Source organism: Mesorhizobium sp. M1338 (assembly GCF_040318045.1).
Taxonomy (GTDB): Bacteria; Pseudomonadota; Alphaproteobacteria; order Rhizobiales; family Rhizobiaceae; genus Mesorhizobium.
Map to the genome: position 1 here is coordinate 24733 of NZ_JAMYLL010000007.1, position 22693 is coordinate 47425.

Here is a 22693-nt window from a genome sequence, read left to right on the forward strand (position 1 = left end):
TTGGATCGGAATCTGGTGCGGACTCCCAGCCGTGAGGTGAGGCGTGTAGGGGAAGGCCTACTCTTGCTTCGCCAGCCAGGCGTCGAGCCGGTCCTGCTCGCGACGCAGCGCGTCGATGTTGATCAGGCCGCGTGCCATCGCGAGATAGATCGCCCGCGTCCGAGAGTTGAACACGGAGGCATCGCTGGCGCCGTCCTCCGCCGGCACGATGCCGAGCTTGTCGTAGACATGCTTGATGCGGCTCTGGGCGCCGCGGATCGACAGGCCGCGGCGTGCCGCGATCGCCCGGTCGGTCAGGCCGAGCGCGATGTCGATCAGGCTTTCATATTCGCCGTCCGTGATACCCTCGAACCTATCCTGCACGCGGTGCTGGATGCCACGGATCTCGCGGTCGATGATGCAGTGGCCATCGCGGAAAACGCCGCGCAAGGCAGAGCGCATGCCTTCCTCCGTCGCCGATTTGAGCACATAGCCATAGACCGAACCGGGCGGCACGATACGCGCCACGCCGCGCACGTAGGCCTCGTCGGCGAAATTGGACCAAAACAGGATGTGCGTGCCGGCGCGGCGGTTCCAGATCGCCCTGGCGACCTCGATCCCGGTCGCCTTCGGCATCTGCAGGTCGAGCACGACATGCGGCGGCTCACGCTCGGCCGCCAGGTTGATGGCGTCCTCGCCGTCGCTCGCTTCGATCACCTCGACGTCGCCGGGCCACAATTGCTCGACGGTCCGGCGCGCGAAGGTGCGGTGCAGCCCGTCATTCTCGGCGATCATCACAAGCATCACATGGCCTCCGACACGGCGAGCTCGCCGGGTATTGTTGCAGCCGCCGTCATGGCCAATTCTGGCAACGGCTGGCGGTCGATCTCGACGACGACACGCGTGCCGCCGCTCTTGCGGCTGGCCTGGCCGATTCTCAGCCGTGCCCCGATAAGGGCGGCCCGCGTGTGCATATGGCCGATGCCGCCATGGGCCGCCGGATCGATAGCGCCGCATCCCTGGCCGTCATCGGTGACGATGACCCGAAGCACGCTCGTTGTCGACGCCAGCAGCACATCGATGCGGTGCGGCGCGGCATGGCGAACGGCATTGTTGATCGCTTCCTGCACGATCCGGTAGAGCGCGGTGCGGACAGGCTCGGGCAGGCTGTCGGCACCGCCGTCGCTGGTATCGGCGATACGCACGGCGATCGGCGGCTTGGCTCTGGCGACGCTGCGGTTGAGGTGCGCCTCGACCGCATCCCGCAGGCCGAACAGTTCAAGCACGCTCGGCCGCATGTCGTCGACGATGTGGCGCAGTTCCGTCAGGCAACCGGCGACCTCCTGCTCGAGATCGGCAAGCTGCGCTGCCCGCGCCACGCCCTGGCCACGCAAGGCCGAAAGCTGGCGCGCGATCCGGGCGAGGTCGGCGAGCGTCTGGTCGTGCAGGTCCATGGCCATGCGCCGGCGTTCGCGCTCCATGCCTTCGGTCAATTGCGAGGCGCCGACCCGCAGCAGTTCGACGCGGTTGCGCGCCTCGCTCTCGGCCAGCATCGCACGGCGCGCCTCCTCGGTCTGGATCAGCGCGAAGATATAGGGCGCGATCAGATCCGCGCATTGCTGGGCAACGGCGACATCGGCAAGCGTGTAGCAATCGATCTCATGCCGGCTGATGTTGAGCGCGCCGATGATGCCGCCGCGTGCCCTGAGCGGCACGACGATGCGGCTGCGCAATCGGGCGGCGAAGATCGGCCCATCGATGGCGGTGGCGAAATGGAAGCGCTCGTCGCGCAGCGCATCATCGGCGAGCAGATAGGGCACCTCGCCCCACAGCACGGAGCGTATCGGGCTGACTTCGGTCGGCAGCGGATGCTGGGCAAGCTCGCTCCAGCTGGTGTGGAAGCCGGCTTCATAACAGGCGTGGCGGCGGCCGTCGTGCGACAGCACCGCCAGATCCATGTGGTCGTGCGGAATGAGCGAGCCGATCTCGATTGCTGTCGCGCGGAACGCCGTGCCGGGATCGATATGGCCGGCAAGCGCCCGCGAAATCGCCAACAGCCGGTCGATCAGGACCAGGGACACCTCCGGCATGGCTTTCACGATCCTCCCGTGCAGGGAAATAGTGGACGCATGCCGGCACCGCTGTCAACGACGGCTGGGCTGGCGGAGCCCGATCAACTTGCGGTGCGGTGATTGAAAAGGTTTCGCGTCCTGGTCTAGGGAGACGGGTCAGGAGACCGACACAGAATGCCAGTGACTTGGACGCCAACCATTGCTCCGGCGCCCCGGGAATTCCGGCACGATGGACGCCGAGCGCCACGAGTGGCGTCGAAACGTCACTTGGCCAGCCTCCCGCAGGGAAGCACGCTGATCTTCACTTTTTTCTGGCCCGGGACCGGCGATTGGGAGAATGTCGACTTCTCCGTCATATCGGGCGCCCAGGAATAGCCAGGCGATCCTTCCTCGATAAACCCCGCAAATCTCTTAGGAAACAGGGACGACACCATGCAGATCGGAATGATGGGACTGGGCCGGATGGGCGCCAACATGGTCCGGCGCCTGATGCGCGACGGCCATGAATGCGTCGTCTACGACATCAATCCCACCAGCGTCGCGGCTCTGGTGACCGACGGCGCGCTAGGGGCGGCCTCACTGGAAGAATTCGTCGGCAAGCTCGCCAAGCCGCGTTGTGTGTGGCTGATGCTGCCGGCGGCCATCACCGGCAGGATCATCGATCAGGTGGCGGCGCTGATGGAGCCCGGCGACATCCTCATCGACGGCGGCAATTCCTACTATCACGACGCCGTCGACCAGGCCGCGAAGCTGGCTGGCAAGGGTATCCATCTTGTCGATGTCGGCACCAGCGGCGGTGTCTGGGGACTGGAGCGTGGCTACTGCCTGATGATCGGCGGTCCCGATGTGGCGGTGCAACATCTCGATTCGGTCTTCGCCACGCTGGCGCCGGGCGCCGACGCCGGCTCCAATCCGCCCAAGGATGCCGGGACCGCGGCCTTTGGCTATCTGCATTGCGGACCGAGCGGCGCCGGCCACTTCGTCAAGATGGTGCACAACGGCATCGAATATGGCGTCATGGCCGCCTATGCCGAAGGCATGAACATCCTGAAGTCGGCCAATGCCGGCAAGCGGCAACGAACGGCGGACGCCGAGACCAGCCCGCTGGAAAACCCGCAATACTACCAGTTCGATATCGACCTTCCCCAGGTGGCCGAGGTCTGGCGGCATGGCAGCGTCATCGGCTCCTGGCTGCTCGACCTGACGGCCGGCGCATTGAAGAGCGATCCGGGCCTGGCGAATTTCGGCGGTCGCGTCTCGGATTCCGGCGAAGGCCGCTGGACGCTGAAGGCGGCGATCGACACCGGCGTGCCGGCGCCGGTTCTGTCCTCGGCCCTGTTCGACCGCTTCTCCTCACAAGGCGAATCCGAATTCGCCGACAAGCTGTTGTCCGCAATGCGCTATGCCTTTGGCGGCCATGTCGAAAAGGCCGGCAAGTGACGGCGGCGGGGGAGACACGCATGAGCCAGGAACGCTCCGACACGCTGGTGCTTTTTGGAGCGACCGGCGACCTTGCCCACAAGAAGATATTTCCAGCGCTTTATCAGATGGTCGCCAAGGGCACGCTCACCGAGCCGGTGATCGGCGTCGCCTTCGACGCCTGGGACATCAAGCAATTGCACGCCCGTGCCCGCGACGGCATCGTCAATGCGCTCGGCAAGATCGACGAGAAGGTGTTCGCACAGTTCGCCTCGCAACTGCGCTATGTCAGCGGCGACTACCGCGATGGAGCGACCTTCGAGAAGCTGAAAAGCGCGCTCGGCACGGCGCAGCGGCCGCTGCACTACATGGCGGTGCCGCCGACCATGTTCGAGATCGTCGTCCAGGGGCTGGAGCAATCGGGCACGGCCCAGGGCGCGCGGCTGATGGTGGAAAAGCCTTTCGGCCATGATCTGCAATCGGCACGCTGGCTGAACCGGGTTCTGCATCTGGTGTTCGACGAACAGTCGATCTTTCGCATCGACCACTATCTCGGCAAGGAAGCGATCCAGAACCTGCTCTATTTCCGCTTCGCCAATTCCTTCCTTGAGCCGATCTGGAACCGCAATTTCGTCGAGAGCGTGCAGATCACCATGGCCGAGGATTTCGGCGTCGAGGGTCGTGGTCGCTTCTATGACGATGTCGGCTGCATCAGGGACGTCATCGAGAACCATCTGCTCAACATCCTGTTGCTGCTTGCCATGGAGCCGCCCGTCGGCCGTTCCGCCGACGACCTGATCGACGAGAAGGTGCAGGTGCTGCGCGCCATCCGCACGCTGACCAGGGACGATGTCGTGCGCGGCCAGTTCACCGGCTATCTCACTGAACCGGGCGTGGCGCCGAACTCGCCGGTCGAGACCTTCGCGGCGGTGCGTTTCTTCGTCGACACCTGGCGCTGGCAGGACGTGCCGTTCTTCATCCGCGCCGGCAAGAACATGCCGGTGCATGTCACCGAAGTGGTGGTGCGGCTGAAGCGGCCGCCGCTCGACGTCTTCGACCCGATCAAGCCCGCTGACCAGAACTACGTCCGCTTCCGTATCGATCCGCAAGTGGTGATCGCCATCGGCGCCCAGCGCAAGGCGCCGGGCGACGACATGATCGGCGAGCAGGTTGAGTTGACGGCGCTCGACGACAGTAAGGGCGACATGCCGCCCTATGAGCGGTTGATCGGCGACGCCATGAACGGCAACGGTCAGTTGTTCACCCGCCAGGATGCCAGCGAACTGGCCTGGCGCATCGTCGGCCCGGTGCTTGGCGACACCACGCCACCGCATCTCTACGAGCCGGGCACATGGGGTCCCGCGGACGTCATGGCCGGGTTCGGGCCGCCCAACGGCTGGATCGATCCGGTAAAGTGAGAGGGTGACATGATGGCCAAGGCGGTGAAACAACCGGCATCGGGTCCTGAGAAGTCAGGCCCTGAAAAGATCGTGCTTTCGATCGATATTGGCGGCTCGCACGTCAAGATCCTCACCAAGCGCCGGCGGCGAGGAGCGCCGCGCCGGCTCCGGGCCGGACCTGACGCCTCGGCAGATGATCGATGCGGTCAAGAACTCGCCGGGGGCCTGTCCTATGACGTCATCTCGATGGGGCTATCCCGGGCCCGGTCGGCGAACGCGGCCTGGTAAAGCGCGGCAAGAAGAAATGGCGCCGATATGTCTTCGACGTCGTCGACCGGCTCCGTGCCGCGATGCAGCCTGACTATGCCGTCATTGGCGGCGGCAATGTCGACAAGCTCGATGAATTGCCCGCCGACTCCAGGCGCGGCGACAACACACGCGCCTTCGAGGGCGGATTTCGATTGTGGCGCGACAAGGCGCTGATAGTCTGATATTGTTATTGTTTAATATAGTTGTTCAAAATAACGTGTGATATGACGCCAAGTCATTGCATTGCGCAGATTCCCCGACTAGGAATTCCGCGCCACAACAACGCTGCCCGTCCCGTGGATGCACAAAGGACGCTTTAGCATTTTGATTTTGCGCATGATCCTTTCCGGGAATCGAATCCGATTTTCAGGTCATTCGCTTTAGACGGAGAGATAGAGTGACCGACGATAGCAACAGCGCCCGTAAAGACATCGACCTGCTCGAGCTTACCGCTCACATCGTGTCCGCTTACGTCGAGAAGAACCGCTTGCCCGCCTCCGGCTTGCCCGACCTCATCGCCAGCGTCAGCGCCTCGATAAGCGGGCTCGGCAAGCCGGTGGCCCCATTGGCTGCTCCGCTGGTCCCGGCGGTCAACCCCAAGAAGTCGGTGACGCCCGATTACATCATCTGCCTCGAAGACGGCAAGAAGTTCAAATCGCTGAAGCGTCACCTCGGCGTGCATTTCGGCCTGACGCCGGACGCCTACCGCGCCAAATGGGGCTTGCCGTCGGACTATCCGATGGTCGCCCCCAACTATGCCGCCTCGCGCTCGCTGCTGGCGAAATCGATCGGTCTCGGCCGCAAGGCCGCCCCCGTGAAGGCACCTGTCAAGGGCAGGAAGGCCAAGGTTTCAGCCTGAGGCATGTCCCCCAAGAGCATGCCCTCGGGCTTGACCGAGGGTGTCCAACGGTTTGGGACAACGACCTCCTGAGGCAAGGACCGAATTCGGCGCTGAGCCAATAGATTGATTGAAGCCTGCCGGCGAATCGCCTTGGCAGGCTTCATGTTTTTATGGCTTGGATGAACCGGACGGGTTCTTTGAGGGGGAAGTCATGAACTACACCCGGATGGTGATCGAGAAAGAGGCGCCGGAAGAGTACGGCTACGACCGTATCCGCTACAATCTCTCCGAAAGTTCGATCGCCGACCAGAAGCTCTCCGACATCGGCCTGTCGCTGCCTGATCTCACGCTTTTCTATGGTGAGCATCGCGGCGACAAGGAGCTGCGCGCGCTGATTGCGGCGCAGGACGCCGGCATCTCGCCTGATGATGTCCTGGTCACCGCCGGTGCCGCAGGCGCGCTGTTCATCATCTCGACCTCGCTTCTGTCGGCGAACGACCATCTCGTCGTCATCAGGCCCAACTACGCCACCAACATCGAAACCCCAAGGGCGATCGGCTGCGCCATCGGCTTTGTCGACCTGGCCTTCGAGGAAGACTTCGCCATCGATGTCGAGCGCGTCAAGGCGGCGATGCAGCCGAACACCAGGCTGATCAGCGTCACCTGCCCGCACAATCCGACCGGCACGATGATGAGCCGGACCGATCTCGATGCGCTGGTGGCGCTCGCCGAAAGCAGCAACTGCCATCTGCTGGTCGACGAGACCTACCGCGACCTCTCCTATGGCAAGCGGCTGCCGTCGGCGGCATCGCTGAGCCGGAAGGCGATCAGCGTCTCGTCACTGTCCAAGTCCTTCGGCATTCCCGGCATCCGCATCGGCTGGCTGATCACCAGGGATGCGGAGCTTCAGGAAAAGTTCCTCGCCGCCAAGGAGCAGATCGGCATCTGCGGCAGCGTCATCGACGAAGGCATCGCACGCGGCGTGCTTGAGCGCCGGGATATCTTCCTGGCGACGCTGCTGCCCGAAATGGCGAAGCGCCGCGACATCGTCCAGGCCTGGATCGACCGCGAGCCACTGGTAGACTGGGTGCGGCCCGAAGGTGGTGTCGTCGGTTTCCCCCGCCTGAATGTCGATCGCGGTTTCGACCTCGACCGGTTCTATGTAAACCTGCTCGAGAACCACGGCACGTATGTCGGGCCCGGCCACTGGTTCGAGATGGAGAAGCGCTTCTTCCGCGTCGGCTTTGGCTGGCCGACGGAAGCCGAACTACGCGGCGGCCTCGACGCAATCTCCGCCGCGCTGAAGCAGTAAGCTCCCCATGCGATCGATGGATCAGGTTGAAAATTCCTTGATCCAGCACCGATTTTAACGCATATCCGCATCGAATCTGGACAAACAGTTCCGCCAGCCGGACCAGCGCCCATCGTGGAAGTGCCCCCGCCACGATGCGAAAGCTAACAAGTGTTGGAGCGTATTTTGTGCGTCCAATTGGACGCACGTCGCTCCAATGCCATCGCAACGGGCCTCTTAAATCCATGACAACCGAACAGATATTGCCCGACCAGCGCTATGCCGCGTTCCGCCATCGCTCCTTCCTGAGCTATTGGGCGGCGCGTTTCCTCACCACCTTCGCCACCATGATCGTGTCCGTCGCTGTCGGCTGGCAGATGTACGACCTGACCCGGAACCCGCTCGATCTCGGCCTGGTCGGCATCGTCCAGTTCCTGCCTTCGCTGCTGCTGGTGCTGGTCACCGGCGTCGTCGCCGACCGCTTCGGGCGGCGGCTGATCATGGCGCTGGCGGTGGTGCTGGAAGCGATCTGCGCGCTGACGCTGCTGCTTCTGACGCTGCGCGGCGTCAGCGGGCCGCTGCCGATCTTCGCCGTACTTGCCATGTTTGGCGTCGCCCGCGCCTTCTTCGGTCCGGCCTCCGCCTCGCTGTTCGCCAATCTGGTGCCGCCTGAGGATTTCGCCAATGCCATCGCCTGGAATTCATCGGCCTGGCAGACGGCGACCATCGTCGGACCGGTTGCTGGCGGCCTGCTCTACGGCGTGTCGCCGGAAGTGGCCTACGGCACGGCCGCCGTCCTGATGCTCGTGTCCGGGCTGCTGATCTTCACCATCCCGAAGCCGTCGCAACGCACGGAGACCGAAAAGCCGACGATGCAGAACCTTTTCGGGGGATTCAGCTACATCTGGAGCGAGAAGATCGTGCTGGGCGCCATCTCGCTCGATCTGTTCGCCGTGCTCCTGTCCGGCGCCTCGGCGCTGCTGCCTGTCTACGCGCGCGACATCCTCCAGCTCGGCCCCTGGGGTCTCGGCCTTCTGCGCTCGGCACCGGGCGTCGGCGCCATCTGCGTCGCCATCTGGCTGGCCGGCCATCCGATCCGCAACCACGCCGGCATGATCATGCTCGGCTTTGTCGCCGCGTTCGGCGCCTTTACCGTGCTGTTCGGCCTGTCGACCATCACCTGGCTGTCGATCGTCGCCCTCGCCTTCCTTGGCGCCACCGACATGTTCAGCGTTTACATCCGGGAGACCCTGATCCAGCTGTGGACGCCCGACCATGTGCGTGGTCGCGTCAACGCCGTCAACCAGGTCTTCGTCGGCGCTTCTAACGAACTGGGCGAATTCCGCGCCGGCACGATGGCGGCACTGATCGGCACGGTACCGGCTGTCGTGGTCGGCGGCGTCGGTGCGATCGCCGTCGCCGGATTGTGGGTGGTGTTGTTCCCTCAACTACGCAGGGTGCGCCATCTCAGCGGGCGCAATTGACCCGCCTTATCGAGCGGCCGGCTTGCCGAAAATCAGCCGCAGGAACTCGTCCAGCCATCGCTTGAGATGCATGTCCCAGATCAGCCGGCCGCCGAGATGATCGCGGCCGGGCTGCGCGCCCGGCAGCTCGAAGCGATGCGCGCCGCGCACCACCCAGCGCTGCATCATCACCCTGGTCAGCTCGCCATGGAACTGGATGCCCCAGGCATTGTCGCCATAGCGGAAGGCCTGGTTGGGATAGGTCTCGGCCGTCGCCAGCAGCGTCGCGTCCCTGGGCAGCGAAAAGCCCTCACGGTGAAACTGATAGACCATCTCCGGCCAATGCATCAGCTCCCTGCCGGCTTCGGTCGCCTTCAGCGGGTACCATCCGATCTCGACCAGCCCTTCGCCGTGACCCTCGACCTTGCCGCCGAGATGGTTGACCAGCATCTGCGCGCCAAGGCAGATGCCGAGGCACGGCCGGTTCTCCCTCAGCGGTATTTCCAGCCAACTGGTCTCGCGGCGGACGAATTCATCCTCGTCATTGGCACTCATAGGCCCGCCGAACACCACCGTGCCGGCGTGACCATCCAGCGTATCCGGCAAAGTGTCGCCCAGCGGCGGACGTCGGACGTCGAGGTCAAAACCCTCTTCCAAAAGCATGTGGCCGACGCGTCCGGGGCTCGAATTCTCCTGATGCAGCACGATCAGGATCTTTGGCTTCGAACTCGTTTGGCGCGGCATGGGAAGGCGAAAACCTATTCGTCGCTTGATGTTCCGGTGGCGCCAGGTGCAAGTGCGGCCGCCTTGCGGCGCGCCTCGACACGGTCGCGGCGTTCGACGCCGATCAGCTCGGCGACGCGCCAGACCGTGTTGTCCTCCAGTTCGTGCAACTCGCCATCGGCATAGACGATCTCCCACATCAGGCCGATGAAAGCCTTGCGCGCATCGGCATCGAGATGGCGCTTCAAGACACTGGTGAAGGCATAGAGATCGATCGCCTCATTGTCGGCCCGCTCACCGGCGGCGACAAGCGCTTCGAGTTCGGCGCCGCTGATCGAATAGCTCTGCGCCAGCACCGCCTTGAACCGCTCCCATTCGACATCCTGGCGCACGCCATCGGCGTTCATCACATGGTAGAGAAGCGCCGATGCAGCGATGCGCGGATCGTCCGTGCTGGCCTGCGCGGTAGTGCCGGCCGGCAAATCCCTGAGAAATGACAGAACGCGTTCAAACATAGATCCATTCCTCAGAGCATGATGCCGAAAAGTGTGAAGCGGTTTTCTCGGACAAACGGGACCCGTTTGTCCAGACATCATGCTCTATCTTCTTGAGTCAGAGGGGGGCTTGACGGCCGGCCCAATTCAAAACAACCGAAACCGGCGCGACGATTTTTCCGCTTCCTCGTCCGGATCGACGCCGGGATCGTCCGGCAGCCGCGCATGCTCCTCGGCCGGATCGACGCCCTCGGCATCGGTCGGCACCGCGGCGAAGGCCGCCGCCGTGATCGGCCTGACATGATCCTCGTGGCTCTCGGCGTCCTTGCCCGCCACCTCGCCCTGACCGGCGTCATCGATCACCTCGACCGGCCTTTTTTCACTCGTCGGCGTTGCCAGTGCTTCAATGACCGGCACCGCGCTGGCTGGTGCATCCTCATGGCTGTCGATCAGCTGGCCGAGCCGCTCCATCGGCGCGCGCCACTCGAAGGCGTCGAGCCGACCGGTGATCGGCGATACCGGCGCCCAGCGCTCGGACACCACGCCGTCGGCGACCCAGGCCGGATCGCGCGGGGCCCGCACCGCCCTCGACAGCAGCTGCCGCACCTTACCCTGGTCGCCGGTCTCGGCCTCCTCGATGTCGGCGAGCAGCAGATAGGCGCCCTCGCGGCGGTCCATCCTGATCGCGGCCTCCGCCTCGCGGCGGGCGGTTGAGAAGTCCTGCGCGTCGAGTGCGGCGCGCGCCACTGTCATCGATGATTCGGCGTGGTTCTTCTTCATCTCCTGCAGCTTCTTCGCCCGGTTGAGGCGGTCGAGCACGGCGTCACCAGGCCTTGCGTGGGTATAGAGCTCGGCGATCTCCGGCTGCGGCTCGGCCTTCCACGCCGCCTCGAGGATCTTTGAGCCCTTGCGCACGTCGTTCTGCTTGAACAACGCCGCAGCGGCGGCAACGGCGGCGGGCGCGAAGTCTGGCCGCAGCCGGTTGGCCTCGATCGCCGCGGTTCTGGCGGCGGTGGGATCGGTGTCGGCGAGCGCCTGCGCCTTGGCGGTCAACAGCACGGCGCGGCGGCGGTTGGCGGCTTCGCGCTCGATCTGGCGTGTCGCCTTCTGCGCGTCGACCAGTTTCAAGGCACCGTCCCAGTCACCGCGCGCCGCCAGCTCTTCAAGCGTCGATTCGGCGGCCCAGGCCAGCTGCGGCGCCATTACCGCGGCGCGGCCGGCATAGTGCCTGGCGGCGTTGCGATCACCGAGCCGTTCGGCTTCGAGATAGAGCCCGCGCAAGCCGAGCAACCGCATTTCGGGATCGTCGAGCATGCTCTCGAATTTTTGCCGCGCGCCCTCGTGATCGCCCTCGAGCAGCGACGCCTGCGCCTCCAGCAGATGGATCAGCGGCTCCTGGTCGGAACGGATCAGCTTGGCCGCTTCCTTGGTCTTCTTGCGGGCCAGCGCGCCGTCACCGGCGCCAGCGGCGATCATGCCGGTCGACAGCGCCTGATAGCCGCGGTCGCGGCGGCGGACACGGAAATAACGCGAGATGGTGTAGGGGCTGTTCCACAGCGACTTGAGCAGCCACCACAGGATCATCACCGCGGCGACGACGGCAACGACGGCCACCGCCGCCACCATCAGGCTGACCTGGTATTGATAGCCGCTGAAGGTGATGACCATGTCGCCCGGCCGGTCGGCCAGCCAGGCAAAGCCCAGTCCGAGCGCGAAGACGACGACGAGGAAGGCGAGCAGGCGGATCATCGTGTTGCCCTCATGCCTTCATCGCGCCCGAAATCAGCGCGTCGACCTGGGTTTCGATCTCGACGCGCGCTTTCAGTTTGCCGGCAAAGTCGGCGCCTGCAGCCTTGGCGGCTTGCGGCAGCGTGTCGTATTCAGTGAGTGCCTTGACGTAGTCACCCTGTTTGACCGCCGCCTCCATACGCGCGACGATTTCGGGCACCCCAGCACCTTCGACAGCGCCGATTGGCCTGACCTTGACCAGCGATTCGGCGCTCGACAAAAGGTTCTGCAGGAAGCCGGCACTCTCATCGACAGGGGTCGCCGCGCCGACCATGTCATTGGCGGCGGCATCCGCTTGCGATGCGATCTCGGCGCGGGTCGGAACGCCCTTTTCGGCGTAGGGGCGCAAGGTCGCAAGCTGCGGCGCGTCTGGAGAAATCGCGGCAAAGGTTTCGAGTTCGGCCGAGAACGGCGCGCCACGGTCAAGCGCTGCCTTGAGCGCCGACGCGGCGATGGCGAGCGCGATCTTCGGCTGTCCTGCCGCCGCCTCGACCTTGCCGGCCAGCTGCGACACCGACTGCTCCAGTGCGGTCAGCCGGCCATCCTGCGCCGTCGTCGCCTCGCCGGCGGATTTCACCTGCGCGTCGAGACCAGCCAGTTTTTCGTTGAGCGGGCCGAGATCGACCGGCGCCGTGCCGCCTGTCTTACCAAGGGCCGCGACCGCCGTTTCGATCTGCTTGATCTTGTCCCCCAGTGCGGCGAGCCCGGCGGTGTCGCCTGCTCCACCTTTTTCGACCGCCGATTTCAGCGCCGCCACATCGGCCTTGACCTGCTCCAGGCCCGAGGACAGCCCGACCACCTTGGCCGCCGCATCGCTGTTGCCGCCAGCTTCCTTCAAACCGGCGATTTCGCTCTTCAGCGAAGCGATCTCGCCATTGACGCCCTCGAGCGAGACACTGGAGCCCGAGCCCGGCGCGCCGAGCAGGCCTGCAAATTGCAGCCCGCCGGCGCCAACCAGCGCGATGACGCCGCCGAGCAGGCCGGCGGCGATGCCGTTGAAGCCGCCACGCTTTGCCGGGGGCGGCGCCGTTCTCTCGTCCCGTGTCTCGGTTTTGGCTTTGTCGCCGCCGGTCCGTGGGGGCTTCGCCGATGCGTCCTCGAAATTGTAGTCGTAAGCTTTGGTTTTGTCGGCCGGCACGTCGGACGACCCGGGATCGTCGGACGATCCGGGATAGGGGAGCTCAGCCTCGCTGCCGCCCTTGCCCGCCGCCACTGGCTGCTCCGATTCGGCCTTGGCATCGGCATGCTCCCAGGGCTCGAGGTCGGTCTGGTCGGCATGCACCGGCTCTTCGGGAAGCTCAGCCTGCGAAGCGTTCTCTGCTTCCTCAGCCTTCGCCTCGTCTGTCTGAGCCCTGGCCGCGCCCTCATCGGCGACGCGTGAAACGGCGCCCGGCTCCAGATCGATGGTCACCGGCTCGCGGCGGCTTTTCGAGTGTCGCACCTTCGGCGTCTTGACCATGCCTGGCTCCGCACAATTCGCTTCGTCTCAACGCCTTGCGGCGCATGATGGTTCAGAAAGGGTCTAGCACATCACCAAGCGGTGAAAAGGGGCGGTGTGATGACGCGGCTCAGAGCCGCGCCTGCAAAAGTGCCAGCAGCGCTTCCTCGTCAGGCTGCGCGGCAATGCGGAGCCTTTCACGGGCGGTATCGCCGAAGGCTGCCGCGATACGCGCCGAAAGCGCGAAAAACCATGTCTTTTCAAACAGCCCCTGCAGAGCAGGCCGCCTGGCCAAAACCTGTAGCGCGGCGGCCGCTTTGGCCGAATAGAACAGCACCGCATCGACAGGTTCGCCCGACAACAGCGCAACAATGGCCTCGTCCGAATAACTCACCGCGAATGTGTCATATGTCTCGACGGCACGGACCCGGACGCCCGCCGTCTCCAACCCCCGTTCGAATGCGGGAAACCGCACGCGTCCACAGAGATAGACGATCGTCTTGCCCGAGTGATCCGCGGCAAGACTCTCGGCAAGCGCTTCGGCATTGCCCGGGCCTTCGCTGACCGACAAAAACCCTGCTTCGCGCGCGGCTTGCGCCGTCCTTTCGCCGACGGCATGGCAAGGCAACGCTGTGAGTACCGCTATCAGCTCTTTTGGGGCATGGCGCACGGCATTGGCGCTGGTGATGGCCACGGCGACGGCATCGTGTGGAACCACTCCGCCATCGACCGGCAGCGCCACCGTTTCGGTCAGGGGCAAAAGGATCGGCTGGAATCCTGTCTTCTCAAGCTGCCGCGCTGTGCGCGAGGCGCCGGGTTCCGGTCTCGTCACCAGGATGCGAAGCATTTCAGAGCCAGCCGTCGAAGAACTTTTCGCCGGCCTTGGCCCGTACTGTCCGGGCTGCTTCGGCACCGACACGGGCGGCATCCCGCGCCGGTCCCTGCAGCTCGACAGTGTGCGATTGCACGCCGTCGGGCGAGATGATCAGTCCGGCGAACGACAGTTTTCCGGCCTCGATCGCCGCGTAGCCGGCGATCGGCGTGCGGCACGAACCATCAAGCGCCGCCAGGAAGGCGCGCTCGCAGGCCAGCGCCTGGCCGGTCGGAACATCATGGATGGCCGCCAGCATCTTTTCGACGTCGCGGTCGCCGATACGAGTTTCGATGCAGATCGCGCCTTGGCCCGGCGCCGGCGGAAAGATGTCGAGCGGCATCAGGTCGGTGACGACATGCTCGAGCCCAAGCCGCTTCAACCCCGCATAGGCGAGAATGGTGCCAGCGGCGACGCCTTCGTCGAGCTTGCGCAGCCGCGTCTGCACATTGCCGCGGAACATCACCACGTCGAGATCGGGCCGCATGCGGCGGATCAGCGCCTGCCGCCGCAGCGACGACGAGCCGACTTTCGCTCCCTGCGGCAGTTCGGCGATCGTCTTAGCGGCCTTGCCGACAAAGGCATCGCGGGCGTCCTCGCGCGGCAGGAAGGCCGAGAGTTCGAGACCGTCGGGCAGTTGCGTCGGCATGTCCTTCGACGAATGCACGGCGATGTCGATCCGGCCCGCCAGCAGCGCCTCCTCGATCTCCTTGGTGAACAAGCCCTTGCCGCCGGCTTCCGACAGCGGCCGGTCCTGGATGCGGTCACCGGTGGTCGAAATGACGACGACCTCGAGCGCTTCCGCAGGCATGCCGTGCGCGGCCATCAACCGCGCCTGCGTTTCATGCGCCTGTGCCAGCGCCAGCGGGCTGCCCCGTGTTCCGATTCTCAAGATTGTTTGCATGGCGCGCGGTCCGTGATAACCCCCGGCAAGCGAGGCTTTTCCGGGCTTCTCCTAACGGGGAAAGCCTCATGATACAATCTTTAGGGACAGCGACGAATTGATCCGCGTTCTGGGCATTGAGACGAGTTGTGACGAGACCGCCGCCAGTGTCGTGGTGCTGGACGGCGATGCCGCGCCAAAAATCCTGTCCAACATCGTGCTCAGCCAGATCGAGGAACATGCCGCATTCGGCGGCGTCGTGCCGGAGATCGCGGCACGCGCCCATGTCGAGGCGCTGGATGGCATTATCGAGGCAGCGCTTGCCGATTCGGGCGTGGCGCTGGCCGATATCGATGCGATTGCCGCCACCGCCGGTCCCGGTCTGGTCGGCGGGCTGATCGTCGGGCTGATGACGGCCAAGGCGATTGCCGCGGCCGCGAACAAGCCGCTGATCGCCATCAACCACCTCGAAGGCCATGCCTTGACGGCACGGCTGACCGACGGGCTCGATTTCCCCTATCTGCTGCTGCTCGTTTCCGGCGGCCACACGCAGATCCTCGCCGTGCGCGGCGTCGGCGACTATCAGCGCTGGGCAACCACCATCGACGACGCGCTCGGCGAGGCCTTCGACAAGACGGCCAAGATGCTCGACCTGCCCTATCCCGGCGGACCGAATGTCGAGAAGGCGGCGCAGGCCGGCAACGCATCGCGCTTTGCCTTTCCACGTCCGATGAAGGGCTCGGCCCAGCCCGACTTCTCCTTCTCCGGCCTGAAAACCGCCGTGCGCCAGGCGGCGACCGCCATTGCGCCCTTGAGCGACCAGGACGTCGCCGACATCTGCGCCTCGTTCCAGGCGGCCGTCGCCGACGCGCTGGCTGACCGCGTTTCTCGCGCGCTGACGCGCTTTCGGGAGACTTTTCCCGCCACCAGGACACCAGCGCTGGTCGTCGCCGGCGGCGTCGCCGCCAACCACACGATCAAGGCGATGCTGGAGCGGCAGTGCGCCGAGTCCGGCTTCACCTTCATCGCACCGCCGCTAAAACTTTGCACCGACAATGCGGCGATGATCGCCTGGGCCGGCATCGAGCGGCTGCGTGAAGGCATGGCGCAGGAGAACGGCTTCGATTTCGTGCCGCGCTCGCGCTGGCCGCTGGACAGCATCTCGACCCCGATGGTCGGCTCCGGCCGGCGCGGAGCAAAGGCATGAACGAGGGTGCAATGAGCGGCAACGACACAGCGCCAACCGGCTGGCGCGTTGCCGTGCTCGGCGGCGGGGCCTGGGGCACTGCCTTGGCGCTGGCCATGCTTCGCGCCGGCCATTTCGTCCGCCTTTACGCGCGCGACCCAGAGACCGTCGCCGCGATCGACCGCGGCGAAAATCCACGCTATCTGCCGGGCATTACGCTCCAGGTCGGCATCGTGGCGACGAACAACATCCAAGCCGCGCTCGACGGTGCCGATTGTGTGCTGGCGGTGACGCCGGCGCAGTCGCTGCGGGCCACCCTGGCCGCCGCGAAGGACCATATACCGGCCGGTATCCCGCTCGTTCTCTGTGCCAAGGGCATCGAAAGCGATACCGGCGCCTTGCTGTCGGCGATTGTCGAAGAAATCCTACCGCAAAACCCGGTCGCCGCTCTGTCGGGTCCAAGCTTCGCCACCGATGTTGCGCGCGGTCTACCGACGGCCGTCGTGGTCGCCGCCCGCGACGAGGCCTTGGCCGCCGAACTCGCCGCCCGCTTTTCCGCCGAGAACCTGCGCTGTTATTCGAGCGACGACCTGACCGGCGTCGAGATCGGCGGCGCCTTGAAGAACGTCTTCGCCATTGCCGCGGGTGCCGTCACCGGCGCCGGTCTCGGCGCCAGCGCCCAGGCCGCCATGGTGACGCGCGGCTTTGTCGAGCTGCGCCGCATCGGTGCCGCCTTCGGCGCCAGGCCCGAGACCTTGATGGGGCTTTCCGGCCTTGGCGACCTGTTGCTGACCTGCTCGTCGACCCAGTCGCGCAATTTCGCCTATGGGCTGGCGCTCGGACAAGGCAAGGAGCTTTCCGGATTGCCGCTGGCCGAGGGCGTGCCGACGGCGGCGATCGCTGCCCGCATCGCCACCGAGCGCAACATCGACGCGCCGATCATTGCCGCCGTCGCCGCCATACTGGACGGCACCATCACCATCCGGCAGGCTGTGACGGCCTTGATGACCCGGCCGCTGAAGACCGAAACCAACGATTGATCCCCACGATTTTGATCGAACGACCAGGAGAGAGACCATGCTGTTTGCTGTGATTTGCAAGGACAAGCCGGGAAGCGTGCAGGTGCGTCTCGACACGCGGCCGGAGCATATCGCCTTCCTGGAAGAACTGAACGGCGACAAGAAGCTGGCTTTCGCCGGTCCGTTCCTTGACGCCGAAGGCAAGCCCAACGGCAGCCTCGTCGTCGTCGAGGCGCCCGACATGGCGGGTGCGCAGACCTTGTCGGCCGCCGACCCGTACGCGAAGGCCGGCCTGTTCGAGAGCGTCGAAATCCGCCCGTGGAACTGGACGTTCAACAAGCCGGCGGCTACTTAACTCCCGGTCGCCGGTGGATGACCCGCAAGGAGGAGCAAAGACATGAACTACTGGTTGTTCAAATCCGAACCTTCGGTCTTCTCCTTCGAGGCGCTGAAGGCCAAGGGAAAGGCCGGCACGCAATGGGATGGCGTGCGCAACTACGCCGCGCGCAACAACATGAAGGCGATGCGGATCGGCGACCTCGGCTTCTTCTATCATTCCAACGAGGGGCTGAACGTGGTCGGCATCGCCGAGGTCTGCGCGCTGGCCCATCCCGACACCACGTCGGATGACCCACGTTGGGAATGCGTCGACATCCGCGCCGTCCAGGATGTGCCCAACCCGCCAACGCTGGAAGAGGTCAAGGCCAATCCAAAACTTGCCGACATGGCGCTGGTGCGGCTCGGACGGCTTTCCGTGCAGCCGGTGACGCCGGCCGAATGGAAGGAAGTCTGCCGCATGGGCGGCCTGACGCCTGCTCCGTGACGGCGCTGACGCCGAACAGCGCCAAACAATTCATCCTCGACAACACGGCGCTGATCGCGCCGCCGCATGTGCCGGAAATACTGCTTCATCTTGCCGACGAGGCGCATGATCTGTGGCAGCGGACCGAGGATGAGCTGGTCGAGATCGGCCTGCCGCCGCCCTTCTGGGCGTTTGCCTGGGCCGGCGGCCAGGGCCTTGCCCGCTATGTCCTGGACAATCCCGGCACGGTGCGAGGCAAGCGCGTCCTCGACTTCGCCTCCGGCTCCGGCCTTGTCGCCATTGCCGCGGCCAAGGCAGGTGCTGCCAAGGTGATCGCCACCGACATCGATCCGTTCTGCGCGACCGCGATCCGGCTGAATGGCGAGGCCAATGATGTCTTGATCGAATTCCTCGGCACGGACTGCATCGGCACCGATGCGGGTTGGGACGTGATCCTGGCCGGCGACGTTTTCTACGACAAATCCTTCGCCGACCGGCTGATGCCGTGGTTCTCAACCCTGAAGGCGCGCGGCGCCGAGATACTCGTCGGCGACCCCGGCCGGTCGTATATGCCGAAGTCCGGGCTGGAACCCCTTGCGATCTATGAGGTGGCCGTCACGCGGGCATTGGAGGATTCGCTGGTCAAGCGCACGACGGTCTGGCGGTTTGCTTGACGCCATCGCCGAACAGGCGTTCCATCACATCCGCATCTGGAGGGGGAAGCTCATGGATTTTTCAGCAGTGAACTGGCTGGCGGTGATCGCCGCCGCTGTCTTGGCATGGCTGTTCGGCGCCGCCTGGTACATGGGCCTGAGCAAGCCGTGGCTGAAAGCCGCCAAGCTTGATCCGGCCACGATGAAAAAAACGCCGCTGCCCTTCGTCATCAGCTTCATCGCCGAACTGGTCATGGCCTACATTATGGCCCTAGTCGTCGGCGCGATGACCGGCGGCGAGCCGACATTGCTCGCCGGGCTGGTCTTCGGCTTCGTGCTTTGGCTTGGCTTCGTCGCCACGACGCTCTCGGTCAACCATCGCTACGAGAATTTCGGCTGGGACCTGACCCTCATCGACGGCGGCCACTGGCTCGGTGTGCTGCTGATCATCGGCGCCGTGATCGGCTGGTTCGGCGCTGCGGCAAGCTGACGCCACGACCTTCAGGTCCGCGTCTTGGCGACTTCCTCGAGAATCCATTCGCGAAAGGCGATGATACGCGGATCATCGGCGGTACTCTCGGGATAGACCAGGAAATAGGCGAACTCGGGTGCCACCCGCAGGCCGAGTTCAAAAGGCTGCACCAGCCTTCCCTGGGAAAGGTCGTTCGCCACCATGGCGAAATCGGCGAGTGCGACGGCATTGCCGTCGAGCGCTGCCTGGACGGCATCGGTGGAGTTTTTGAACACCACGGTCCGGCTGTCATCGAAATCGCTGATGCCTGCCGCCGCCATCCACATGCGCCAGTTCGGCCATGTCACGCCTTGTCGCGACCATTCGATATGGGCAAGCGTGTGATTGAAAAGATCGCGCGGCTCGCGCAACGGCGGACCGGAAGTCAACAGGCTCGGGCTGCATACCGGAATGAGGATGTTGTCGAAGAGCCGGTGGGCGCGAAGGCCCGGGTATTTTCCGGCGCCAAAACGGATGCCGACATCGATGTCGTCGAGTTCGAAATCCCGCACTTCATAGGCGATGTCGAATCTCAGCTCGATATGGGGCTGATGCTTGCGAAAATCGTCGACGCGCCGCATCAGCCATTTTGACGCGAACTGTGCATCAAGAGTCACTTTCAGCAGCGCGGTGCCGCGCGTCAGCTTTTGCGCCCGTGAAACGGCGCGGCCAAGCAGGTCGAGCGCATCGTTCGAGGCCTCGAACAGCACCGTGCCCGCCTCGGTCAGCCGGATGGTGCGGCTGGTGCGCGTAAACAGCACCAGCCCGAGCTGATCCTCGATTTCCTTGATCTGGTGGCTGACGGCGGCCGGCGTCAGGCCCAGCTCATCGGCGGCACGGGTGAAATTGAGGTGCCGGGCCGCTGCTTCCAGCGTCCTCAAGGCGCGAGTTCCGGGCAGCAGGCGAGCCATGGTATCCTCAAAGAAAACTTGATGATCAAGAGAAAACTACTCGTTTCTCATAGCGATTTCAATCTGGCATGATCCAGCCATCGAGGCATCATCAAGCCGGATTTGATATCCGGAGAGAACGGATCACATCATGTCCATCATCGTTTTGAATTCATCGACACCCCGTCCGGCCTGGCTGATCGAGGCCCTTGACTGGCTGCGCCACGCCCGGATCGCGATCAATCTCCCACGCCAGAACGTCGAAGACCTGTCGGATCGGCAACTGCGCGACATTGGCGCAAGGCGCAAGGACATCGCACGTGCCATGGACCGCGAGATGGGCCGCCTCGGCCTTCTCGACATCGGCTGGCAGCAGCCGCGAAGGTCAGGGAATAGGCAGTAGGCAGTAGGCAGTAGGGAAAATTAAGTCAGCGCAGACGGGGTAGCCCCTACTCCCTACTCCCTACTCCCTACTCCCTACCTCACCACCCTCACCACCGTCCGATCCGACAGCAGCGGCAGAAGCCGCGCCATCGTTCGAGCCGTCACGGCCACACAGCCTTGCGTCGGCGTGAAGCCGGGGCGCGCCAGATGGAAAAAGATGGCGCTGCCGCGACCGCGCCTGCGTGGCGCCAGGTTCCAGTCGAGCACCAGGCAGGCGTCATAGAGCCGGTCGTCGCGCCGCATGCGTTCGTGGCTGGCGCCGTAGGGAATCTTGACCGGCCTGTTATAGTTGCGGTCGTCAGGCACTTCGCACCAGCCCAGATCAGGCCCGATCGCCGTCATCGCCAGACGGGTCTTGCGGCCGCCGGAGAACTGATCTCCCCGGAAATATCCCGATAGGATCCGCATCGAGGCCAGCGGCGTCGCGCCGTCGCCTTCGCGCTTGTCGGCCGAGATACCGCCCCGCCCCAGCGCGCAGGCAAACACCGTTTTTCCGGCCTGCAGCAGGCCCTGGCTTGGATGGCCGGGCCTGGCGCGCACGGTGAGCACGCGCAGCCCTTTTCGCAAAATTGCGCCGGCTGCATTGCGATCGTGTTTTTTCTTGTATGATCGTGCCACGGAACAAATCACTGTGATCGGCTGTTGTGCCGGTCAGCTTCCGCATAAACAGGCAGCGGTCAACTGAATTTTCTTTTCAAAACAACGGATTGATCCATGACTTCACGCACCATTCTGATCGTCGACGACGATGACGACTTGCGCGCCACACTGGTCGAGCAATTGTCCCTTTACGAGGAATTCGACGTGCTGCAGGAATCGACGGCGGCAAAAGGTGTCGCCGCCGCGCGCGGCGGCCTCATCGATCTGCTCATCATGGATGTCGGGCTGCCCGACATGGATGGCCGCGAAGCGGTGAAGATCCTGCGCAAGGGCGGCTACAAGGCGCCCATCATCATGCTCACCGGCCACGATACCGATTCGGATACGATTCTTGGTCTTGAAGCCGGCGCCAACGACTATGTGACGAAGCCGTTCCGCTTCGCCGTGCTGCTCGCCCGCATCCGCGCGCAATTGCGCCAGCATGAGCAGAGCGAGGACGCCACCTTCTCGGTTGGGCCCTACACCTTCAAGCCCAGCCAGAAACTGCTGATCGACCCGCGCGGCGCCAAGGTGCGACTGACGGAGAAGGAGGCCTCGATCATCAAATATCTCTATCGCGCCGACCAGAAGGTGGTGACGCGCGACGTGCTGCTCGAGGAAGTGTGGGGCTACAATTCCGGCGTCACCACGCACACGCTGGAGACCCATGTCTACCGGCTGCGTCAGAAGATCGAGCGCGATCCTTCCAATGCTGAAATTCTTGTGACAGAAAGCGGTGGCTACAAGCTGGTTCCTTAAACATTTCATTATCCAATGAGCGGCCGGGGCGGGGCCGCTTTCGGGTACGATCCAGTTGGAGGGGGTTTCTGGATCTGCCCGCAAAGGAGGGATTGGACTGACCGTTCGGGGACACAGCTAGATGGCGCTGGATGACGACATCCGCATCCTGTCCGCCGTGAGGCTCTTCGAGGGCTTCACGCAGGAACAATTGCGCCTGCTCGCCTTTGGCGCCGAGAACACCCGGCTGGGTGCCAACCACAAGCTTTACCGCGAGGAGGACGAGGCCGATTCGGCCTATATCGTGGTCAGCGGCCGCATCGTGCTCTATCGGGAGCATGATGGCGAACGCATCCCGATAGGCACGGCGGGCCCCGGCACGATCCTGAGCGAACTGGCATTGATCGCCGACACCAACCGGCTGACCAGCGCGTCGGCCGAAATCGATTCGGAAGTGATACGGCTCAGCCGCAAGATGTTCCGCCGTATCCTGGAGGAATACCCGGAAGTGGCTGTGCAGTTGCACCAGCGCATCCTGGAGGATTTCCAGGCGATGATCCGCCGCATCGAAAAGCTGGCGCCGCGCTTCTCCGGCTGAGGCGGAGGCGCAGATAGACTTCCAGCTTTTACGCGCTACCGAAAATGACCTGCTGTTCATGGCGACGGAACGGGGCGAGGCTCATAATGCCTTTGTCAGCCACTGGGGCGAGTGGGAGAAAAGCCGACAGTTCGGTCATCCCGCTACCCGGACCCGAGGACCGAGGTTCCGTTGACAGGCCAGAGGTGAAATCCTACAGAACCCCTCGAAGGCGGGCGGCTTAACAGGCACCGCCACCACCA

Annotated in this window: 24 protein-coding genes and 1 pseudogene; 15 read left to right on the forward strand and 10 right to left on the reverse strand. The window is 64.3% G+C overall.

The genetic code is table 11. The features are described from left to right. Positions 1-57 precede the first annotated feature (57 nt). Both NKH19_RS09255 and NKH19_RS09260 read right to left on the reverse strand, forming a co-directional pair. Entirely contained in the window at positions 58-783 is a 726-nt protein-coding gene (locus NKH19_RS09255; RefSeq protein WP_352866210.1) for a response regulator, read from the reverse strand. Next, the gene (locus NKH19_RS09260) at positions 783-2069 is read right to left on the reverse strand and encodes a sensor histidine kinase (RefSeq protein WP_352866211.1); all 1287 of its coding nucleotides are present in this window, start codon (positions 2067-2069) and stop codon (positions 783-785) included. The genes NKH19_RS09255 and NKH19_RS09260 overlap by 1 nt, the downstream gene beginning before the upstream one ends. Positions 2070-2483: 414 nt before the next feature. Here NKH19_RS09260 and gnd point away from each other — a divergent pair, with 414 nt between their 5' ends. The 6 genes and pseudogenes from gnd (at position 2484) to NKH19_RS09290 (ending at position 8795) form a co-directional block, all read left to right on the forward strand. After that, entirely contained in the window at positions 2484-3491 is a 1008-nt protein-coding gene (gene gnd / locus NKH19_RS09265; protein WP_352866213.1) for a phosphogluconate dehydrogenase (NAD(+)-dependent, decarboxylating), read from the forward strand. A 20-nt stretch (positions 3492-3511) separates the two neighbouring features. Then, positions 3512-4888, forward strand: coding sequence for a glucose-6-phosphate dehydrogenase (gene zwf / locus NKH19_RS09270; protein WP_352866214.1), 1377 nt, complete (start codon positions 3512-3514; stop codon positions 4886-4888). Positions 4889-4900: 12 nt separating this feature from the next. After that, a pseudogene (locus NKH19_RS09275) lies at positions 4901-5361 on the forward strand (hypothetical protein). Positions 5362-5576: 215 nt separating this feature from the next. Continuing rightward, positions 5577-6038 (forward strand): Ros/MucR family transcriptional regulator, encoded by a 462-nt coding sequence (locus NKH19_RS09280; RefSeq protein ID WP_352866216.1) that lies wholly within the window; start codon positions 5577-5579, stop codon positions 6036-6038. Between the two features lie 193 nt (positions 6039-6231). Beyond that, positions 6232-7332 carry an aminotransferase class I/II-fold pyridoxal phosphate-dependent enzyme gene (locus NKH19_RS09285; protein WP_352866219.1) on the forward strand — a complete coding sequence of 367 codons (1101 nt, stop codon included), beginning with the start codon at positions 6232-6234 and terminating at the stop codon, positions 7330-7332. Positions 7333-7556: 224 nt separating this feature from the next. Then, positions 7557-8795, forward strand: a complete 1239-nt coding sequence (locus NKH19_RS09290; RefSeq protein ID WP_352866220.1) for an MFS transporter — start codon at positions 7557-7559, stop codon at positions 8793-8795. A gap of 6 nt (positions 8796-8801) precedes the next feature. Here the strand turns inward: NKH19_RS09290 and NKH19_RS09295 are convergent, their stop codons facing one another. The 6 genes from NKH19_RS09295 to hemC form a co-directional block, all read right to left on the reverse strand. Beyond that, entirely contained in the window at positions 8802-9518 is a 717-nt protein-coding gene (locus tag NKH19_RS09295; RefSeq protein ID WP_352866222.1) for a glutamine amidotransferase, read from the reverse strand. A 14-nt stretch (positions 9519-9532) separates the two neighbouring features. After that, positions 9533-10012, reverse strand: a complete 480-nt coding sequence (locus NKH19_RS09300; RefSeq protein ID WP_352866223.1) for a tellurite resistance TerB family protein — start codon at positions 10010-10012, stop codon at positions 9533-9535. Between the two features lie 126 nt (positions 10013-10138). Continuing rightward, positions 10139-11740 (reverse strand): heme biosynthesis protein HemY, encoded by a 1602-nt coding sequence (locus NKH19_RS09305; RefSeq protein ID WP_352866225.1) that lies wholly within the window; start codon positions 11738-11740, stop codon positions 10139-10141. Between the two features lie 10 nt (positions 11741-11750). After that, positions 11751-13238, reverse strand: a complete 1488-nt coding sequence (locus tag NKH19_RS09310; RefSeq protein WP_352866226.1) for a COG4223 family protein — start codon at positions 13236-13238, stop codon at positions 11751-11753. Positions 13239-13347: 109 nt separating this feature from the next. Beyond that, positions 13348-14064 (reverse strand): uroporphyrinogen-III synthase, encoded by a 717-nt coding sequence (locus NKH19_RS09315; RefSeq protein WP_352866227.1) that lies wholly within the window; start codon positions 14062-14064, stop codon positions 13348-13350. A 1-nt stretch (position 14065) separates the two neighbouring features. Beyond that, positions 14066-14992 carry a hydroxymethylbilane synthase gene (hemC, locus tag NKH19_RS09320; RefSeq protein WP_352866228.1) on the reverse strand — a complete coding sequence of 309 codons (927 nt, stop codon included), beginning with the start codon at positions 14990-14992 and terminating at the stop codon, positions 14066-14068. 100 nt (positions 14993-15092) lie between these two features. Between hemC and tsaD the strand changes: the two genes are divergently transcribed. From tsaD to NKH19_RS09350, 6 genes are read left to right on the forward strand one after another with little or no spacing between them, the layout of a single operon-like run. After that, the gene (gene tsaD, locus NKH19_RS09325) at positions 15093-16178 is read left to right on the forward strand and encodes a tRNA (adenosine(37)-N6)-threonylcarbamoyltransferase complex transferase subunit TsaD (protein WP_352866587.1); all 1086 of its coding nucleotides are present in this window, start codon (positions 15093-15095) and stop codon (positions 16176-16178) included. Next, a complete protein-coding gene (locus NKH19_RS09330) occupies positions 16175-17197 on the forward strand; it encodes an NAD(P)H-dependent glycerol-3-phosphate dehydrogenase (protein WP_352866230.1) in 1023 nt (340 codons plus the stop codon). Before tsaD ends, NKH19_RS09330 begins: the two co-directional genes overlap by 4 nt. Positions 17198-17234: 37 nt before the next feature. Beyond that, positions 17235-17531 (forward strand): YciI-like protein, encoded by a 297-nt coding sequence (locus tag NKH19_RS09335; RefSeq protein ID WP_352866232.1) that lies wholly within the window; start codon positions 17235-17237, stop codon positions 17529-17531. A 42-nt stretch (positions 17532-17573) separates the two neighbouring features. Next, a complete protein-coding gene (locus NKH19_RS09340) occupies positions 17574-17999 on the forward strand; it encodes an EVE domain-containing protein (RefSeq protein ID WP_352879847.1) in 426 nt (141 codons plus the stop codon). Next, positions 17954-18652 carry a class I SAM-dependent methyltransferase gene (locus NKH19_RS09345; RefSeq protein WP_352866235.1) on the forward strand — a complete coding sequence of 233 codons (699 nt, stop codon included), beginning with the start codon at positions 17954-17956 and terminating at the stop codon, positions 18650-18652. The genes NKH19_RS09340 and NKH19_RS09345 overlap by 46 nt, the downstream gene beginning before the upstream one ends. A gap of 52 nt (positions 18653-18704) precedes the next feature. Further along, positions 18705-19121, forward strand: a complete 417-nt coding sequence (locus tag NKH19_RS09350) for a DUF1761 domain-containing protein (RefSeq protein ID WP_352866236.1) — start codon at positions 18705-18707, stop codon at positions 19119-19121. An 11-nt stretch (positions 19122-19132) separates the two neighbouring features. On the opposite strand, the gene gcvA is transcribed toward NKH19_RS09350, so the two are convergent. Beyond that, positions 19133-20053, reverse strand: coding sequence for a transcriptional regulator GcvA (gcvA, locus tag NKH19_RS09355; RefSeq protein ID WP_352866237.1), 921 nt, complete (start codon positions 20051-20053; stop codon positions 19133-19135). Between the two features lie 130 nt (positions 20054-20183). Between gcvA and NKH19_RS09360 the strand changes: the two genes are divergently transcribed. Beyond that, positions 20184-20435, forward strand: a complete 252-nt coding sequence (locus NKH19_RS09360) for a hypothetical protein (RefSeq protein WP_352866238.1) — start codon at positions 20184-20186, stop codon at positions 20433-20435. A 74-nt stretch (positions 20436-20509) separates the two neighbouring features. Here NKH19_RS09360 and NKH19_RS09365 read toward each other — a convergent pair whose 3' ends face one another. Further along, entirely contained in the window at positions 20510-21046 is a 537-nt protein-coding gene (locus NKH19_RS09365; protein ID WP_352866590.1) for a L,D-transpeptidase family protein, read from the reverse strand. 144 nt (positions 21047-21190) lie between these two features. Between NKH19_RS09365 and NKH19_RS09370 the strand changes: the two genes are divergently transcribed. Together NKH19_RS09370 and NKH19_RS09375 are read left to right on the forward strand one after the other, a co-directional pair. Further along, positions 21191-21874 (forward strand): response regulator transcription factor, encoded by a 684-nt coding sequence (locus NKH19_RS09370; RefSeq protein WP_352866240.1) that lies wholly within the window; start codon positions 21191-21193, stop codon positions 21872-21874. 121 nt (positions 21875-21995) lie between these two features. Beyond that, a complete protein-coding gene (locus NKH19_RS09375) occupies positions 21996-22451 on the forward strand; it encodes a Crp/Fnr family transcriptional regulator (RefSeq protein WP_352866241.1) in 456 nt (151 codons plus the stop codon). The last annotated feature ends 242 nt before the right edge of the window (positions 22452-22693 follow it).

Bases quoted from the DNA above. Each gene is read 5' to 3' on its own strand.
- gcvA (WP_352866237.1), bottom strand. From the start codon at position 20,053: ATGGCTCGCCTGCTGCCCGGAACTCGCGCCTTGAGGACGCTGGAAGCA.
- NKH19_RS09360 (WP_352866238.1), top strand. From the start codon at position 20,184: ATGTCCATCATCGTTTTGAATTCATCGACACCCCGTCCGGCCTGGCTG.
- NKH19_RS09370 (WP_352866240.1), top strand. From the start codon at position 21,191: ATGACTTCACGCACCATTCTGATCGTCGACGACGATGACGACTTGCGC.
- hemC (WP_352866228.1), bottom strand. From the start codon at position 14,992: ATGCAAACAATCTTGAGAATCGGAACACGGGGCAGCCCGCTGGCGCTG.
- NKH19_RS09315 (WP_352866227.1), bottom strand. From the start codon at position 14,064: ATGCTTCGCATCCTGGTGACGAGACCGGAACCCGGCGCCTCGCGCACA.
- NKH19_RS09340 (WP_352879847.1), top strand. From the start codon at position 17,574: ATGAACTACTGGTTGTTCAAATCCGAACCTTCGGTCTTCTCCTTCGAG.
- NKH19_RS09255 (WP_352866210.1), bottom strand. From the start codon at position 783: ATGCTTGTGATGATCGCCGAGAATGACGGGCTGCACCGCACCTTCGCG.
- NKH19_RS09260 (WP_352866211.1), bottom strand. From the start codon at position 2,069: ATGCCGGAGGTGTCCCTGGTCCTGATCGACCGGCTGTTGGCGATTTCG.
- NKH19_RS09350 (WP_352866236.1), top strand. From the start codon at position 18,705: ATGGATTTTTCAGCAGTGAACTGGCTGGCGGTGATCGCCGCCGCTGTC.
- NKH19_RS09345 (WP_352866235.1), top strand. From the start codon at position 17,954: ATGGAAGGAAGTCTGCCGCATGGGCGGCCTGACGCCTGCTCCGTGACG.
- gnd (WP_352866213.1), top strand. From the start codon at position 2,484: ATGCAGATCGGAATGATGGGACTGGGCCGGATGGGCGCCAACATGGTC.
- NKH19_RS09300 (WP_352866223.1), bottom strand. From the start codon at position 10,012: ATGTTTGAACGCGTTCTGTCATTTCTCAGGGATTTGCCGGCCGGCACT.
- NKH19_RS09335 (WP_352866232.1), top strand. From the start codon at position 17,235: ATGCTGTTTGCTGTGATTTGCAAGGACAAGCCGGGAAGCGTGCAGGTG.
- NKH19_RS09285 (WP_352866219.1), top strand. From the start codon at position 6,232: ATGAACTACACCCGGATGGTGATCGAGAAAGAGGCGCCGGAAGAGTAC.
- NKH19_RS09310 (WP_352866226.1), bottom strand. From the start codon at position 13,238: ATGGTCAAGACGCCGAAGGTGCGACACTCGAAAAGCCGCCGCGAGCCG.
- NKH19_RS09295 (WP_352866222.1), bottom strand. From the start codon at position 9,518: ATGCCGCGCCAAACGAGTTCGAAGCCAAAGATCCTGATCGTGCTGCAT.
- NKH19_RS09305 (WP_352866225.1), bottom strand. From the start codon at position 11,740: ATGATCCGCCTGCTCGCCTTCCTCGTCGTCGTCTTCGCGCTCGGACTG.
- NKH19_RS09375 (WP_352866241.1), top strand. From the start codon at position 21,996: ATGGCGCTGGATGACGACATCCGCATCCTGTCCGCCGTGAGGCTCTTC.
- NKH19_RS09330 (WP_352866230.1), top strand. From the start codon at position 16,175: ATGAACGAGGGTGCAATGAGCGGCAACGACACAGCGCCAACCGGCTGG.
- zwf (WP_352866214.1), top strand. From the start codon at position 3,512: ATGAGCCAGGAACGCTCCGACACGCTGGTGCTTTTTGGAGCGACCGGC.
- NKH19_RS09290 (WP_352866220.1), top strand. From the start codon at position 7,557: ATGACAACCGAACAGATATTGCCCGACCAGCGCTATGCCGCGTTCCGC.